The organism is Cupriavidus taiwanensis, from assembly GCF_900249755.1.
Lineage (GTDB): Bacteria > Pseudomonadota > Gammaproteobacteria > Burkholderiales > Burkholderiaceae > Cupriavidus > Cupriavidus taiwanensis_D.
In genome coordinates, this window is the sequence record NZ_LT976853.1 from 2,387,196 (window position 1) to 2,401,519 (window position 14,324).

The following is a 14,324-nucleotide window of genomic DNA, read 5'->3' on the forward strand; positions in this document are numbered from 1 at the left end:
CAAAAAACCCGCCGCGGCGGGTTTTTCTTTGTGCGCTGATCAGGCTGCGCGCCGCGAACTGTCCGGCGCCTGCGGCGCTACCGTCGGGCCGACGCCTGGCGCCGCGCTGTCGGCGCGGTCGGCACTTTCGGCGGCGGAACGCAGGCTGCGCTCCAGCGGGAACACCACGCGGAACACGCTGCCCCGGCCCTCTTCGCTGGTGATGCGCAGTTCCGCATGGTGGCGCGACAGCACGTGCTTGACGATGGCCAGGCCCAGCCCGGTACCGCCGGTGTCGCGCGAGCGGCTGCGGTCGACGCGGTAGAAGCGCTCGGTCAGCCGGGGAATATGCTCGGGCGCGATGCCCAGGCCCGTATCGGCCACAGAGAATACCGCGTGCCCGTCTTCCCAGGCCAGCCGCATGGTGATGCGGCCACCCTCGGGCGTGTAGCGCACCGCGTTCGACACCAGGTTGCCCAGCGCCGACATCAGCTCGGTCTCGGCGCCGCGCATGCCCACGGTAGGATCGATCTCGGCCGCGACCTCGTGGCGGCCCTGCGACAGCGCCTCGGCGTCGTGCATCAGGTGCGCCACCATGGCGCGGACCGGCACCACGTCATGGCCCGGCGGCTGCGCGTCGCTTTCCAGCTTGGCCAGCGCCAGCAGGTCTTCGACGATGCTCTGCATGCGCACCGACTGCGCCAGCATCATGTCGATATAGCGGCGCCGGTCTTCCTCGGACACCGGCAGGTCGCGCACGGTCTCGAGGAAGCCGGTCATCACCGTCAGCGGGGTCTTGAGCTCGTGCGAGACATTGGCGACGAAGTCGCGCCGCATCGCCTCGGTGTTTTCCAGCTTGGTGATGTCCTGCGTGATCACCAGCTTGCGGTTGTCGCCGTAGGGCAGGATCTGCACCGCTATCACGCTGTGCTTGTGCTCGCCCATGTCGCGCATCACCAGCGGGTCGTCGAACTGCTGCCGCGTCAGGTAGTGGACGAACTCGGGCCGGCGGATCAGGTGGGTAATGCGCTGGCGCACGTCGCGCCGCGCGTTCAGGCCGAAATGCTGTTCGGCGACGTCGTTGCACCACTCGATCTGGTCGGCGTCATCGAGCATCAGCACGCCGTTGGGCGACGCCTGGATCGCCTGGATAAAGCGGGTGTGCTGCTGCTCCACCTGCAGCACCTGGGTGCGCCAGCGCTTGACCAGCCGGTGCAGGCGGTAATACACCTCGCCCCACAGGCCGAGCGCGCTGGGAATCTCGCCGTAGACGGGTGCGTCGAGCACCTTCCACAGCCGGTTGATCTGGTACAAGTAGTAGAACAGCAGCCCGAGCAGCGACACGCAGGCCAGCGCCAGCGCCGGCACCGGGCCGGCGGCCAGGTAGACGCCGGCGGACAGCACCAGCAGGCTGATCAGGATGGCCGCGGAACGGGCCCAGATGACATTCATGCGCAGGGTTCAGGCTTGCAGCCAGCCACGGAAACGGCTGGCTGCAGGGTTGCGACGGAGTGTGCCACGATTTCGCCGCGCCCTGCCAGCGGCTTGAGACCCGTGCGGCGGCTCAGGCGCCAGGGGTGCGCGCCAGCCGGTAGCCGCTGCCGCGCACGGTTTCGATCATGTTGCTGTACCCGCCGGGCGTGAGCGCGGCGCGCAGGCGCTTGATATGGACGTCGACGGTGCGCTCCTCGACAAAGACATGGTCGCCCCAGACCTGGTCGAGCAATTGCGACCGGCTGTGCACGCGCTCGGGGTGCGTCATCAGGAAGTGCAGCAGGCGGAACTCGGTCGGGCCCAGGTCCAGCTTGATCGGGCCGCTGTCGTCCTGGCCGGTGACGCGGTGCGTGGCAGGGTCCAGCCGCAGGCCGTTGATCGCGACCACGTCGTCGGTCAGCTGCGGCGCGCGGCGGCGCAGCACCGCCTTGATCCGCGCCAGCAGCTCCTTGGGCGAGAACGGCTTGGTGACGTAGTCGTCGGCACCGGCTTCCAGCCCCATCACCTTGTCCTGCTCCTCGCCGCGGGCGGTCAGCATGATGATGGGAATCTGGCGGGTGCGGTCGTTGGCGCGCAACTCCTTGGCGAAGTTCGCGCCCGACTTGCCCGGGAGCATCCAGTCGAGCAGCACCAGGTCGGGCAGCACATCGCTCATCAGCGACAGCGCCTGCTCGGCGTTATAGGCCCGGATCGGATAATGCCCCGCGTGCTGCAGGTTCACGGCGATCAGCTCGGCGATCGCCGGTTCGTCTTCGACAACGAGAATACTGCTTGGCATGTGTATGGTTCTCCGTGGGCGGCTGTACTCAGCTCAGCGCTTCGCGCTCCATGTCCTCGCGCGAGACATGGCGGACGTCCGTCCCCTTGACAATGTAAATGATAAATTCCGCGATGTTCTTGGCGTGATCGCCAATGCGCTCCACCGCCTTGGCGATGAACAGGAAATCCAGCGCGACCGAAATCGTGCGCGGGTCTTCCATCATGTAGGTGATCAGCTTGCGCACGAAGCCGCGGAATTCCTCGTCGATGGCCTTGTCTTCCTTGACGATGCGCGCCGCCGCGACGGTGTCCAGCCGGGCGAACGCGTCCAGCGCCTGGCGCAGCAGCGAGATCGCCATCTCGCCCGAGAGCTTGACCTCGGCGTAGTTAATGCTGTGCGCCGACGCGTCTTCCATGATGTGCTTGGTGCGCTTGGCGATCTTCTCGGCCTCGTCGCCGGCGCGCTCGAGGTTGGTGATGGTCTTGGAGATCGCCATCACCAGGCGCAGGTCGCGCGCGGTCGGCTGGCGCCGGGCGATGATGTTGCCGCAATCGGCATCGATCTCGACTTCCAGCGCGTTGAGCTCGATCTCCCGGGCGATGACCTGGTCGGCGGTCTCGGTGTCGAAGTCGGTCAGCGCGCGCATGGCCAGCTCGATCTGCGACTCCACCAGCCCGCCCATCTGCAGCAGCTTGGTGTTGATGGCGTTGAGGTCTGCGTCGAACTGGGTCGACAGGTGCTTGTCAGTCATGGGATTCTCCTGGCCGCTTATGGATATGCTAGTCCCTGCCCTGCCCGTCAGCCGAACCGGCCGGTAATGTAGTCTTCCGTTTCCTTGCGGTGCGGCTTGATGAAGATCTTCTCGGTCTCGCCGAACTCGATCAGTTCGCCCAGATACATGTAGGCGGTGTAGTCCGAGCAGCGCGCCGCCTGCTGCATGTTGTGCGTGACGATCACCACGGTGTACTCGTCCTTCAGCTCCGCGATCAGCTCTTCGATGCGGCCGGTGGAAATCGGGTCGAGCGCCGAGCACGGCTCGTCCAGCAGCAGCACCTCGGGGCGGATCGCGATGCCGCGCGCGATGCACAGGCGCTGCTGCTGGCCGCCGGACAGGCCGTAGCCGGACTGGTGCAGCTTGTCCTTGGCCTCGTTCCACAGCGCCGCCTTGGTCAGCGCCCATTCCACGCGGTCGTCCATTTCCGAGCGCGAGAGCTTCTCGAACAGGCGCACGCCGAAGGCGATGTTGTCGTAGATCGACATCGGGAACGGCGTCGGCTTCTGGAACACCATGCCGACCTTGGCGCGCAGCAGCGCGATGTCCTGGCGCGCGGTCAGCAGGTTGTCGCCGTCCATGTTGATCTCGCCCTCGGCGCGCTGCTCGGGATAGAGCGCGTACATCTTGTTGAAGGTACGCAGCAGCGTCGACTTGCCGCATCCCGACGGGCCGATAAAGGCCGTGACCTTGCGGTCCGGGATCGACATGTTGATGTCCTTCAGCGCATGGAACTGGCCGTAGTAGAAGTTCAGGTTGCGCACGTCGATCTTGGCGCGCACCGAATCGGGAATGTCGATGACGGTGGAGGTCATTGCGTTTTCTCGCTTGCAGTCTTGGGGCGGGTCCGGATGCCGGGCGCGCCGCTTATTTCTTGAACAGGATGCGCGCCAGGATATTGAGTGCCAGCACGCCGATCGTAATCAGGAACACGCCCGCCCAGGCCAGCTGCTGCCATTCGGTGAACGGGCTCATGGCGAAGCGGAAGATCGTCACCGGCAGGTTGGCCATCGGCTTGTTCAGGTCGCTGGTCCAGAACTGGTTGGACAGCGCGGTGAACAGCAGCGGCGCGGTTTCGCCGGCGATACGGGCCACGGCCAGCAATACGCCGGTCACAATTCCCGCGTACGGTGACTTCACCGTGATCGACAGCACCATCTTCCACTTGGGCGTGCCCAGCGCGAAGGCGGCCTCGCGCAGCGCGTTGGGCACCAGGTTCAGCATGTTCTCGGTGGTGCGCACCACGATCGGCACCTGCAGCAGCGCCAGCGCGCAGATGCCGGCCCAGCCCGAGAAGTGGCCCATGCGGGTCACCACCAGCGCGTAGACGAACAGGCCGATCACGATCGACGGCGCCGACAGCAGGATGTCGTTGATAAAGCGGATAAAGCTGGCCAGCGGCGAGCTCTTGCCGTACTCGGCCAGGTAGATGCCCGCCAGGATGCCCAGCGGCGTACCGAACAGCGTGGCCATGCCGACCATCACGAAGCTGCCGAAGATGGCGTTGGCCAGGCCGCCGCCGGCGGTGTTGGGGGCCGGCGTCATCTGCGTGAACAGGTCCAGCGACAGCCCGCCGACGCCCAGCGTGACGGTGGTCCACAGGATCCACGCCAGCCAGAACAGGCCGAAGGCCATGGCCACCAGCGAGGCGGTCAGCGCGTACAGGTTGGTGCGGCGGCGGCGCGCCTGCAAGCGGGTGCGGATGGCATCCGCGTCAGGACGGACCGCCGGGATCGATACGGTAGACACGGCTTGGCTCGCGCTCATTTGGTTCCCTCATTCTTGGCCAGTCGCAGCAGCAACAGCTTGGACAGCGCCAGCACCACGAAGGTAATGAAGAACAGGATCAGGCCCAGCTCCATCAGCGCGGCCGTGTGCAGGCCGGCGCCGGCTTCGGCGAACTCGTTGGCGAGCGCCGAGGTGATGCTGTTGCCCGGCGAGAACAGCGAGGCGCTGTCCAGCAGGTTGGTGTTGCCGATCACGAAGGTGACGGCCATGGTCTCGCCCAGCGCGCGGCCCAGGCCCAGCATCACGCCGCCGATCACGCCGGCGCGGGTATAGGGCAGCACCACGTTCCACATCACTTCCCAGGTGGTGCAGCCCACGCCGTAGGCGGATTCCTTGAGCAGCACCGGGGTGACTTCGAACACGTCGCGCATCACCGAGGCGATATACGGGATGATCATGATCGCCAGGATCACGCCCGCGCACAGCAGGCCGATGCCCAGCGGCGCGCCCTGGAACAGCTTGCCGACCACCGGCAGCTGGCCCACCGTGGCGGCCAGGGGCTTCTGGAAATACTCGCCGAAGATCGGCGCGAACACGAGCAGGCCCCACATGCCGTAGACGATAGACGGCACCGCGGCGAGCAGTTCGATGGCGGTGCCGAGCGGGCGGCGCAGCCACGCCGGCGACAGCTCGGTCAGGAACAGCGCAATGCCGAAGCTGACCGGCACCGCGATGATCAGCGCGATCAGCGAGGTCACGATGGTGCCGTAGATGGGCACCAGCGCACCATAGACATCGGCGGGAGGATCCCACTCCGCGGTCCACAGGAAGCGCGCGCCGAAGGTCTGGATCGACGGCCAGGCGCTGATCGCGAGCGAAACGATGATGCCGCCCAGCAGCAGCAGCGTCACGATCGCGGCGCCCCGGGTCAGGCCGCCGAACAGGATGTCGCCCATGCGGCTGGGGGGCTGGACGTTGCGGATCTCGGAGGGGGTAGTCGCCATATCGGGAATTCAGGGTGGATCGCCGCTGCCGCCTGGGCGGGAGCGCGGTGGCCGGGCCGGTTTGGGGCTGCCCGGCCACCGCCGCCGCGCTCGCGCGGCCGGCGATGCCGTCAGGATCAGTACAGCGCCTTGCCCGAGGCGTCCTTGACGCTGGTCTTCCAGGTCGAGCGGATCTGGTTGACCACGTTTTCCGGCAGCGGCACGTAGTCCAGGTCGGCCGCCATGCCGGCGCCGCTCTTGTAGGCCCAATCGAAGAACTTCAGCACTTCGGTGCCCTGCGCCGGCTTTTCCTGGTTCTTGTGGACCAGGATGAAGGTGGCGCCGGCGATCGGCCAGGCATCCTTGCCCGGCTGGTTGGTCAGGATCTGATAGTAGCTCTTGCTCCAGTCCGCGCCGGCGGCGGCGGCCTTGAAGGCGTCGTCACCCGGCTTGACCACGGCACCCGACGCGTTCTTCATGTTCACGTGGGTCATCTTGTTCTGCTTGGCGTAGGCGTACTCGACATAGCCGATGGCGCCGTTCAGGCGCTGCACGAAGGCGGCCACGCCCTCGTTGCCCTTGCCGCCGGTGCCGCCGCCCGGCCAGTTGACCGTGGTGCCCTCGCCCACCGTGCCCTTCCAGTCAGCGCTGACCTTGGACAGGTAGTTGGTGAAGATGAAGGTGGTGCCCGAGCCATCGGCCCGGCGCACCGGCAGGATGTCCTGGCTCGGCAGCTTGGCTTGCGGGTTCAGCGCCTTGATCGCGGGATCGTCCCACTTCTTGATCTTGCCCAGGTAGATGTTGGCCAGCAGCTCGCCGGTGATGGTCAGCTCGCCCGGCTTCACGCCCTGCAGGTTGATCACCGGCACCACGCCGCCGATCACGGTCGGGAACTGGACCAGGCCCTGCTTGTTCAGGTCCTCGTCCTTCAGCGGCGCGTCCGAAGCGCCGAAGTCGACCGTCTTGGCGCCAATCTGCTTGATGCCGCCCGACGAGCCGATCGATTGATAGTTGACCTTGTTGCCCGTTGCCTTGTTATATGCGTCGGCCCACTTGGAATACACGGGCGCCGGGAAGGAAGCGCCTGCACCGGTAATTTCCGCCGCGAACGCAGTACCCGCCACCACCATCGACACGATGCCTGCCACGGCAGTCTTGACCAGCTTCATATGTCCTCCAGAGAACATTGGTTGGGAATGACAAATTTTTGACAAGACGAACTGTATGCTCCCTGTATGACAATTCCGTGACATCTTCAAATCTTCTCGAAACTGGCCTGCAGCAACGCCTCGCCGGCATGCGGGCGTCTGGCTGCGCGGCCAATATGACGGCGGTTAATTGCGTAAGACGATAAAAAAACGCCGGGACGAACCCGGCGTTTCTTCACTGCATGGGAGGGATCAGGCACTCAACGCATCCGCCAGCTTCCTAGCTGCGCGCTCGGCCATGTCGGCCTGCTCCGCCTCGACCATCACGCGCACCACGGGTTCGGTGCCCGAGGCGCGGATCAGCACCCGGCCGCGGCCTTCCAGCTCCGGTTCCACCGCCGCACGCGCCGCCTGCAGGCCGGCATGGGTCTGCCAGTCGAACCCCTTCTGCACGCGCACATTGATCAGCGTCTGCGGGAACAGCTTCACGCCATCGAGCAGCTGCGCCAGCGTCTTGCCGCTGCGGCGCAGCGCGCCCAGCACCTGAAGCGCCGACACGATGCCGTCGCCGGTGCTGTGGCGGTCCAGGCACAACAGGTGGCCGGAGCCCTCGCCACCCAGTGTCCACTTGCGCTTGTTCAGTTCCTCCAGCACATAGCGGTCGCCCACCTTGGCGCGCACGAAGTCGACGCCCTCGCGCTTGAGCGCCAGTTCCACCGCCATGTTGGTCATCAGCGTGCCGACGGCGCCGGGTACCGCCTGCCCTGCAGCCTGGCGGTCCCGCACGATCAGGTACAGCAGTTCGTCGCCGTTGTAGAGCCGGCCATCCGCGTCGACCACCTGCAGCCGGTCGGCGTCGCCATCGAAGGCCAGGCCGAGGTCGGCGCCGTTGGCCCTGACCGCCTCGACCAGTTTTTCCGGCGCGGTGGCGCCGTAGCCGGCGTTGATATTGCGGCCGTTGGGCTGGTTGCCGATGGCAACCACGTCGGCGCCGAGCTCATGGAACACCGGCGGCGCGATGTGATAGGCCGCGCCATGGGCGCAGTCGACCACCAGCTTCAGGCCATGCAGGTCCTGCTCGTAGGGGAAGGTGCTCTTGCAGAATTCGATATAGCGGCCGGCGGCATCGTCGATGCGGCGGGCGCGCCCGAGGTCGTCGGAGGGAGCGCACACCATGGGCTCGTCGAGGGCCGCTTCGATCGCCGCCTCGACCGCGTCGGGCAGCTTGTCGCCACTGGCCGAGAAGAACTTGATACCGTTGTCGTAGTAAGGGTTGTGGCTGGCCGAGATCACCACGCCGGCGGACAGCCGCAGCGCCCGCGTCAGGTAGGCGATGCCGGGGGTCGGCAGCGGCCCGGTCAGCAGCACATGCACCCCCGCCGAGGTGAAACCGGCTTCCAGCGCGGCTTCGAGCATATAGCCCGAAATGCGCGTGTCCTTGCCGATCAGCACGGTGGGCTTGCCCTGCCCGGTCCTGGCCCCGTGCGCCAGCACCTTGCCCGCGGCGTGGCCCAGGCGCATGACGAAGTCCGGCGTGATCGGCGCCTCGCCGACCTTGCCCCGCACGCCATCGGTCCCGAAATACTTGCGTGTCATTCGTTGTTTCCCTTTCTCTTCTGTGTTCTGTCTTCGTGGCGCTGACCGGCACCGGGCCCGGCTCAGCCGGCGCTGACGGATTCGTTGCGCACGGCCCACCAGGTCTTCACGGCGTCGACGGTCTGCTGCACATCATGCACCCGCACGATAAACGCGCCGCGCTCCACCGCACAGACCGCCGCGGCGATGCTGGCGGCGATGCGCTGCTGCGGCGGCCGGCCGCCCAGGATGGCGCCCAGCGTGGATTTGCGCGAGATACCCGCCAGCATCGGCAGGCCGTCCATCGCCAGCCTCGGCAATTGCCCGAGCAGGCGCAAATTATGATCCGGTGTCTTGCCGAAGCCAAATCCCGGATCGAGGCAGATGCGGTCGCCGGCGATCCCGGCGGCTCGCAGCACGGCGACGCGTTCGGCCAGGAACTGCGCGACTTCGGCAACCACATCGTCGTAATGCGGGTCTTCCTGCATGGTTTGCGGATCGCGCTGCATGTGCATCACGCACAGGCCCGCCTGCCCGCCCGCCACCGCTTCCACCGCGCCAGGCATGCGCAGGCCCCAGATATCGTTGATGAGATCGGCTCCGGCCGCAAGCGCGGCGCGCATGACCTCGGGCTTGTAGGTGTCGATCGACAATGGCTTGCCGCAGTCGCGCAGCGCCTCGACCACGGGGATCACGCGCGCCAGTTCGTCGTCCAGCGGCAGCGCCGCCGAACCGGGCCGGCTCGATTCGCCGCCGATATCGATGATGTCGACGCCCTCGGCCATCATCTGCTCGGCATGGCGCAGCGCCGCTTCGCGGCTGGCGTGCTGGCCGCCGTCGGAAAAGGAATCAGGCGTGACGTTGAGGATGCCCATCACCAGCGGACGCTGGTCCAGGGCAAAACGGAAACGGCCGCACTGGAAGTGCCGGGTCTGAGTCGTCTGCTGCAAGGTAGGAAGGCTTCGGCAAGGCGCGCGGATTCGCCGCGCAGAAAAAGAAAAGCCGGTGCGCCAGGCACCGGCTTCGGGGAGGGGCTACACAGCCATCGCTACAGCGTCGTCGCGGGACGAGCGCCGGATCAGGCCGTCGCGGGCGCGTTGGTCGGCGCCACCGGCGAGCCGCCCGAAGGCGTGCTGCCGCCACCGTTCGGGCCCGACGCGCTGCGCGGCGGACGCGGCGGCTTGCCGGCCATGATGTCGTTGACCTGGTCGGCGTCGATGGTTTCCCATTCCATCAGCGCATTGGTCATGGCCTCGACCTTGTCGCGGTTCTCTTCGAGCAGGCGCTTGGCCAGCGCATACTGCTCGTCGATGATGCGGCGGATCTCGGCGTCGACCTTCTGCTGCGTGGCTTCCGACACGGTCTTCGACGACAGCTTGCCGAACATGCCGTCCTGCTCGGTATCGACGTAGACCATCGCGCCCAGCGAATCGCTCATGCCGAAGCGGGTCACCATGTCGCGCGCGATCTTGGTGGCGCGCTCGAAGTCGTTGGAAGCGCCGGTGCTCATGGCGTTGAGGAAGACCTCTTCCGCCGCGCGGCCGCCGAACAGGATGGCGACCTCTTCCAGCATGCTGTCCTTGTACTTCGAATACTTGTCATGCTCCGGCAGCTGCCAGGTCACGCCCAGCGCCCAGCCACGCGGCATGATGGTGACCTTGTGGACCGGGTCGGCCTTGGGCAGCAGCTTGGCCACCACCGCATGGCCGGACTCGTGGTAAGCCGTGGCGCGGCGCTCTTCTTCGCGCATCACCGTCGACTTGCGCTCCGGACCCATGTAGATCTTGTCCTTGGCGTCCTCGAAATCCTGCATGTCGACCACGCGCTTGCTCCGGCGGGCGGCAAACAGTGCAGCTTCGTTGACCAGGTTGGCCAGGTCCGCGCCCGAGAAGCCCGGGGTGCCGCGCGCGATGATCGAGGCGTCGACATCGTTGCCGATCGGCACCTTGCGCATATGGACCTTCAGGATCTGCTCGCGGCCGCGGATGTCCGGCAGGCCCACGTAGACCTGGCGGTCGAAACGGCCCGGACGCAGCAGCGCCTTGTCCAGCACGTCGGCACGGTTGGTCGCGGCGATCACGATCACGCCCGAGTTGGCCTCGAAGCCGTCCATCTCGACCAGCATCTGGTTCAGGGTCTGCTCGCGCTCGTCGTTGCCGCCGCCCATGCCGGCGCCGCGATGGCGGCCGACTGCGTCGATTTCATCGATGAACACGATGCAGGGGGCCTGCTTCTTGGCGTTCTCGAACATGTCGCGCACGCGGGCCGCGCCCACGCCGACGAACATTTCAACGAAGTCCGAACCGGAGATGCTGAAGAACGGCACCTTGGCCTCGCCGGCGATGGCACGCGCCAGCAGCGTCTTGCCGGTACCCGGAGGGCCGACCAGCAGCACGCCGCGCGGGATGCGGCCGCCCAGCTTCTGGAATTTCTGCGGGTCCTTCAGGAAGTCGACCAGCTCGACCACTTCTTCCTTGGACTCGTCGCAACCGGCCACGTCCTGGAACGTGACGGCGTTCTGGTTCTCGTCGATCAGGCGCGCACGCGACTTGCCGAATGAGAATGCGCCGCCTTTCCCGCCGCCCTGCATCTGACGCATCATGTAGAACCAGAACACGATGATCAGCAGGGTCGGCCCGAGGTAATACAGGGCCTGGACCAGCACGTTGGGTTCGTCATCCGCCTTGCCGGTCACCTGCACGCCATACTTCATCAGGTCGCCGACCATCCAGATGTCGCCCGGCGAGATGATGGTGTACTTGGCGCCTTCCTTAGGCGAGACCACCAGGTTGCGGCCCTGCACGTCGACACGCGACACCTTGCCGTTCTTGGCGTCATCCATGAACTGCGAATAGGTGACGCTGTCCTGCGCACGGGGCTTGTCGAACTGCTTGAAGACGGTAAACAGCACCAGCGCGATCACGAGCCAGATTGCCGCCTTTTGAAACAGGTTGTTATTCAAGGCCGAACTCCTTTGCAATTGCCTTGCCAACGGATAGCTGCATTGTAATGCAGCCCCCGCCCTCGAGGGGAAACAGAGAAACTATGATGCCGATAGCACCGGGCGAGGGTATTTCCCTCTACTTTTCTTATTCCACCCTGGCTTGTATCGAGACCGGTCAATCCACTGCCTTGAGGTAACGCCCAAGGATAAAGGTTTCGGAAGACTTGTCGCGCGACGCCTTGGGCTTGCGCTTCGCGACCACTTTGAACTGCCGTTTGAACTTTTCCACGATCTGGCTGTAGCCGCTCCCGTGGAAACACTTTACCAGCAATGCTCCCTCCGGCTTCAGGTGGGCCTGCGCGAATTCCAGCGCCAGGTCGCACAGGTACTCGATCCGGGCAGCATCGGCGGAGGCCACACCCGACAAGTTGGGGGCCATGTCGGACAATACAAGGTCGATCTTGCTGCCGCCGGAGGCGTCCAGCACCACACTTTCGAGTTCCCGGAACACCGCTTCCTCACGGAAGTCGCCCTGGATGAAAGTGACGTCTGCGACGGGCTCCATGGGCAGCAGGTCGATCGCCACGACCGCGCCGTCGATCCTGCCATCCTTTGCCCGCGGCGAATCCGCCAGCTTGTTGCGGGCGTACTGGCTCCAGCTGCCGGGCGCCGCGCCCAGGTCGACGATGACCTGGCCCGGGCGGATCAGCTTGTCCTGCTCGTCGATCTCCTTCAGCTTGTACGCCGCGCGGGCGCGATAGCCCTCGCGCTGCGCCATTTTCACGTACGGATCGTTGATGTGGTCGTGCAGCCACGAATGGTTGAACTTGTTCTTTGCCATGCCAGATACCAGCCTGTTCCCTGCCCGCGCCCGCCGGCCGGTGCCGGCAGCGAAGGTTTTCTACTGTTTTGATGATTTTGCTGCCCGACAGTGCCGGATTGACGGATAATACGCGCCAATCCGCATACCGGCTTGCCGCCCCGGCGGCCGCCGGCAGCCTGCTTTCCGCCCGCCGCGTCACGACCGGCCAGGGCTGCAGCGCCCGATTACCAGCGCCCAGCGCTCTATCACTATTTAAAGCGCCTTATTCAGCGCCAACCTATGCCCGCTCTACAACTAGTCCCTGCCCAGCGCTCTGACCTGCGCTCCCGCGCCCATGCCCTGAACCCGGTCGTGATGGTCGGCGCCGAAGGCCTGACCCGCGCCGTGCTGGCCGAAATCGACCGCAGCCTGGCTGCCCACGACCTGATCAAGATCCGCGTGTTCGGCGACGACCGCGAAGCACGCATCGCCATCTACGAAGAAATCTGCGACCAGCTCAGCGCCGCGCCGATCCAGCATATCGGCAAGCTGCTGGTGGTCTGGCGTCCGGGCGAAGCCCGCCTGAAGGAAAACCAGGCCGAAGACCTCGGCCGGCACACGCCCGCCCGCCGCGGCGGCGCCGCCCCGCGCACGGTGACGGTGAAGAAGCCCAGCGCCGCGCCGAACCGCCGCCCGACCCGCAAGGAAGTTACCGTGCTCGGCAACGAGCGCGTCACCGCCGGCGGCAACGTGAAGCGCGCGCGCGCGCGCCCGACCAGCCAGAAGAAGAAGTCCCTGGGCTGAGAACGCCCGGGCAGGACCCGCGGGCACCGCCAGGCGCCCCGCTGCCGGCACGCCGCCTCCACGGCCGTGCCGGCGACCGGCCTCACTCCCCGGCCGAACGCGGCGCCGAGGCGCGCCATACCAGCACCAGCGCCAGCAGGCTTTGCAGCAGGTAGAAGGCGCTGGAAACGCCGTGCAGCATGCCGAACTGCGCCTTGTACGGCGATTCCGACACCCCCACCCCCAGTGCCAGCGCCTTTTCCTTCAGGCTGCCCATGAACGGCTGGGTACCGAAGTAACCGAGCAGCACGCAGCACAGCATGCCCAGCACCAGCCAGCGCAGGCCGCGGTAGCGATGGGCCCCGCGCCGGATCATCACGTTGCACAGCACCAGCTGCAGCACGCCGATGGTCACGCCGACAATGGCTTCGGTATGGAACAGGTGCCCGGCGATCATGCCCGCCATCTCGCGGCTGGGCAGCACCGAAAACAGCGTCGGCGCCACCATGTAGCCGACGGTCCACAGGCTGCCCGCCCACACCACCGTCAGCAGCAGGAAGATGCGGTGCGGCAGCGGCGGCAGGTTGTTATAGGAACTGGAGAACACAAGCCGGCCTTTCCGGTGGCCGGCGCAGGCGCTCGCCCGCCGGCCGGGCCGGCATCAGATGTAGCGAACGGTAATGACTTCGTACTCGCGCTCGCCACCCGGGGCCAGCACGGTGGCGACGTCGCCTTCGAACTTGCCGATCAGCGCGCGCGCAATCGGCGAGCTGACCGAGATCTTGCCGGCGTCGAGGTCGGCCTCGTCATCGCCGACGATCTGGTAGCTGACCGGACTGCCGGACTCCAGGTCCTCGAGGTCGACGGTCGCGCCAAAGACGATGCGGCCATCGGTATCGAGCTGGGTCGGGTCGATGATCTGTGCCGCCGACAGCTTGGCCTCCACTTCCAGGATGCGGCCTTCGATAAAGGCCTGCTTTTCCTTGGCGGCGTCGTACTCGGCGTTTTCAGACAGGTCGCCCTGGGCGCGCGCTTCCGAGATGGCATTGATCACCGCCGGACGCTCGACAGCCTTCAGGCGCTGCAGCTCCTCCTTCAGGAGCTCTGCGCCACGCTTGGTAATCGGAATGGTGCTCATGTCTTCGTTCAACAAAAAAATGAGCCGCAGCGGAGCTGGAGCCATCCCCGGCAAACCCCGCCAGGGCACTTCCGCTCAACCGCGGCTTTCAACAGGATCGAACGCGGGCACGCCGGTTCGATCGACGAATTTGACGTAGTTTAGGCCAGGAAGCCCGCCGGCAGCAACTCCGGCGGGCTTCCCGGGCGGGGCCGCCGCCATGCGGGCGGCCCCTTTTG

14 protein-coding genes are annotated in these 14,324 nt (G+C 66.1%); 1 reads left to right on the top strand and 13 read right to left on the bottom strand.

The genetic code is table 11. The annotated features are described in order from the left end of the window. Positions 1-39: 39 nt before the first annotated feature. From phoR to CBM2594_RS10940, 11 genes are all read right to left on the bottom strand, one after another. Positions 40-1,431, bottom strand: a complete 1,392-nt coding sequence (gene phoR / locus CBM2594_RS10890; RefSeq protein WP_116356832.1) for a phosphate regulon sensor histidine kinase PhoR — start codon at positions 1,429-1,431, stop codon at positions 40-42. 112 nt (positions 1,432-1,543) lie between these two features. After that, positions 1,544-2,251: a phosphate regulon transcriptional regulator PhoB gene (gene phoB / locus CBM2594_RS10895; protein WP_022535813.1), complete on the bottom strand. Its 708-nt coding sequence runs from the start codon at positions 2,249-2,251 to the stop codon at positions 1,544-1,546. A 28-nt stretch (positions 2,252-2,279) separates the two neighbouring features. Next, the gene (gene phoU, locus CBM2594_RS10900) at positions 2,280-2,984 is read right to left on the bottom strand and encodes a phosphate signaling complex protein PhoU (RefSeq protein ID WP_116356833.1); all 705 of its coding nucleotides are present in this window, start codon (positions 2,982-2,984) and stop codon (positions 2,280-2,282) included. Positions 2,985-3,031: 47 nt separating this feature from the next. Beyond that, positions 3,032-3,820, bottom strand: coding sequence for a phosphate ABC transporter ATP-binding protein PstB (gene pstB / locus CBM2594_RS10905; protein WP_010814309.1), 789 nt, complete (start codon positions 3,818-3,820; stop codon positions 3,032-3,034). A gap of 52 nt (positions 3,821-3,872) precedes the next feature. Further along, positions 3,873-4,772, bottom strand: a complete 900-nt coding sequence (gene pstA, locus CBM2594_RS10910; RefSeq protein WP_116356834.1) for a phosphate ABC transporter permease PstA — start codon at positions 4,770-4,772, stop codon at positions 3,873-3,875. Continuing rightward, entirely contained in the window at positions 4,769-5,737 is a 969-nt protein-coding gene (gene pstC, locus CBM2594_RS10915; protein ID WP_011615657.1) for a phosphate ABC transporter permease PstC, read from the bottom strand. Before pstC ends, pstA begins: the two co-directional genes overlap by 4 nt. Before the next feature lie 116 nt (positions 5,738-5,853). Next, on the bottom strand, positions 5,854-6,885 hold the full coding sequence (gene pstS, locus CBM2594_RS10920; RefSeq protein WP_116312756.1) for a phosphate ABC transporter substrate-binding protein PstS: 1,032 nt from the start codon (positions 6,883-6,885) through the stop codon (positions 5,854-5,856). Between the two features lie 231 nt (positions 6,886-7,116). After that, positions 7,117-8,460, bottom strand: a complete 1,344-nt coding sequence (gene glmM / locus CBM2594_RS10925; RefSeq protein WP_116356835.1) for a phosphoglucosamine mutase — start codon at positions 8,458-8,460, stop codon at positions 7,117-7,119. A gap of 62 nt (positions 8,461-8,522) precedes the next feature. After that, positions 8,523-9,314, bottom strand: a complete 792-nt coding sequence (gene folP / locus CBM2594_RS10930) for a dihydropteroate synthase (protein ID WP_232346637.1) — start codon at positions 9,312-9,314, stop codon at positions 8,523-8,525. Between the two features lie 203 nt (positions 9,315-9,517). After that, positions 9,518-11,401, bottom strand: coding sequence for an ATP-dependent zinc metalloprotease FtsH (gene ftsH, locus CBM2594_RS10935; RefSeq protein WP_078196995.1), 1,884 nt, complete (start codon positions 11,399-11,401; stop codon positions 9,518-9,520). Between the two features lie 157 nt (positions 11,402-11,558). Then, positions 11,559-12,224, bottom strand: coding sequence for an RlmE family RNA methyltransferase (locus CBM2594_RS10940; RefSeq protein ID WP_116356837.1), 666 nt, complete (start codon positions 12,222-12,224; stop codon positions 11,559-11,561). 261 nt (positions 12,225-12,485) lie between these two features. Between CBM2594_RS10940 and CBM2594_RS10945 the strand changes: the two genes are divergently transcribed. After that, positions 12,486-12,989 (top strand): YhbY family RNA-binding protein, encoded by a 504-nt coding sequence (locus CBM2594_RS10945; protein ID WP_111517611.1) that lies wholly within the window; start codon positions 12,486-12,488, stop codon positions 12,987-12,989. Positions 12,990-13,071: 82 nt separating this feature from the next. Here the strand turns inward: CBM2594_RS10945 and CBM2594_RS10950 are convergent, their stop codons facing one another. Then, positions 13,072-13,575 (bottom strand): DUF4149 domain-containing protein, encoded by a 504-nt coding sequence (locus CBM2594_RS10950; protein ID WP_116356838.1) that lies wholly within the window; start codon positions 13,573-13,575, stop codon positions 13,072-13,074. A gap of 54 nt (positions 13,576-13,629) precedes the next feature. Further along, positions 13,630-14,106, bottom strand: coding sequence for a transcription elongation factor GreA (greA, locus tag CBM2594_RS10955; RefSeq protein WP_092309418.1), 477 nt, complete (start codon positions 14,104-14,106; stop codon positions 13,630-13,632). Between the last annotated feature and the right edge of the window lie 218 nt (positions 14,107-14,324).

Coding starts and splice junctions, on each gene's coding strand:
- phoR (WP_116356832.1), bottom strand. CDS start 1,431: ATGAATGTCATCTGGGCCCGTTCCGCGGCCATCCTGATCAGCCTGCTG.
- phoB (WP_022535813.1), bottom strand. CDS start 2,251: ATGCCAAGCAGTATTCTCGTTGTCGAAGACGAACCGGCGATCGCCGAG.
- phoU (WP_116356833.1), bottom strand. CDS start 2,984: ATGACTGACAAGCACCTGTCGACCCAGTTCGACGCAGACCTCAACGCC.
- pstB (WP_010814309.1), bottom strand. CDS start 3,820: ATGACCTCCACCGTCATCGACATTCCCGATTCGGTGCGCGCCAAGATC.
- pstA (WP_116356834.1), bottom strand. CDS start 4,772: ATGAGCGCGAGCCAAGCCGTGTCTACCGTATCGATCCCGGCGGTCCGT.
- pstC (WP_011615657.1), bottom strand. CDS start 5,737: ATGGCGACTACCCCCTCCGAGATCCGCAACGTCCAGCCCCCCAGCCGC.
- pstS (WP_116312756.1), bottom strand. CDS start 6,885: ATGAAGCTGGTCAAGACTGCCGTGGCAGGCATCGTGTCGATGGTGGTG.
- glmM (WP_116356835.1), bottom strand. CDS start 8,460: ATGACACGCAAGTATTTCGGGACCGATGGCGTGCGGGGCAAGGTCGGC.
- folP (WP_232346637.1), bottom strand. CDS start 9,314: ATGGGCATCCTCAACGTCACGCCTGATTCCTTTTCCGACGGCGGCCAG.
- CBM2594_RS10940 (WP_116356837.1), bottom strand. CDS start 12,224: ATGGCAAAGAACAAGTTCAACCATTCGTGGCTGCACGACCACATCAAC.
- CBM2594_RS10945 (WP_111517611.1), top strand. CDS start 12,486: ATGCCCGCTCTACAACTAGTCCCTGCCCAGCGCTCTGACCTGCGCTCC.
- greA (WP_092309418.1), bottom strand. CDS start 14,106: ATGAGCACCATTCCGATTACCAAGCGTGGCGCAGAGCTCCTGAAGGAG.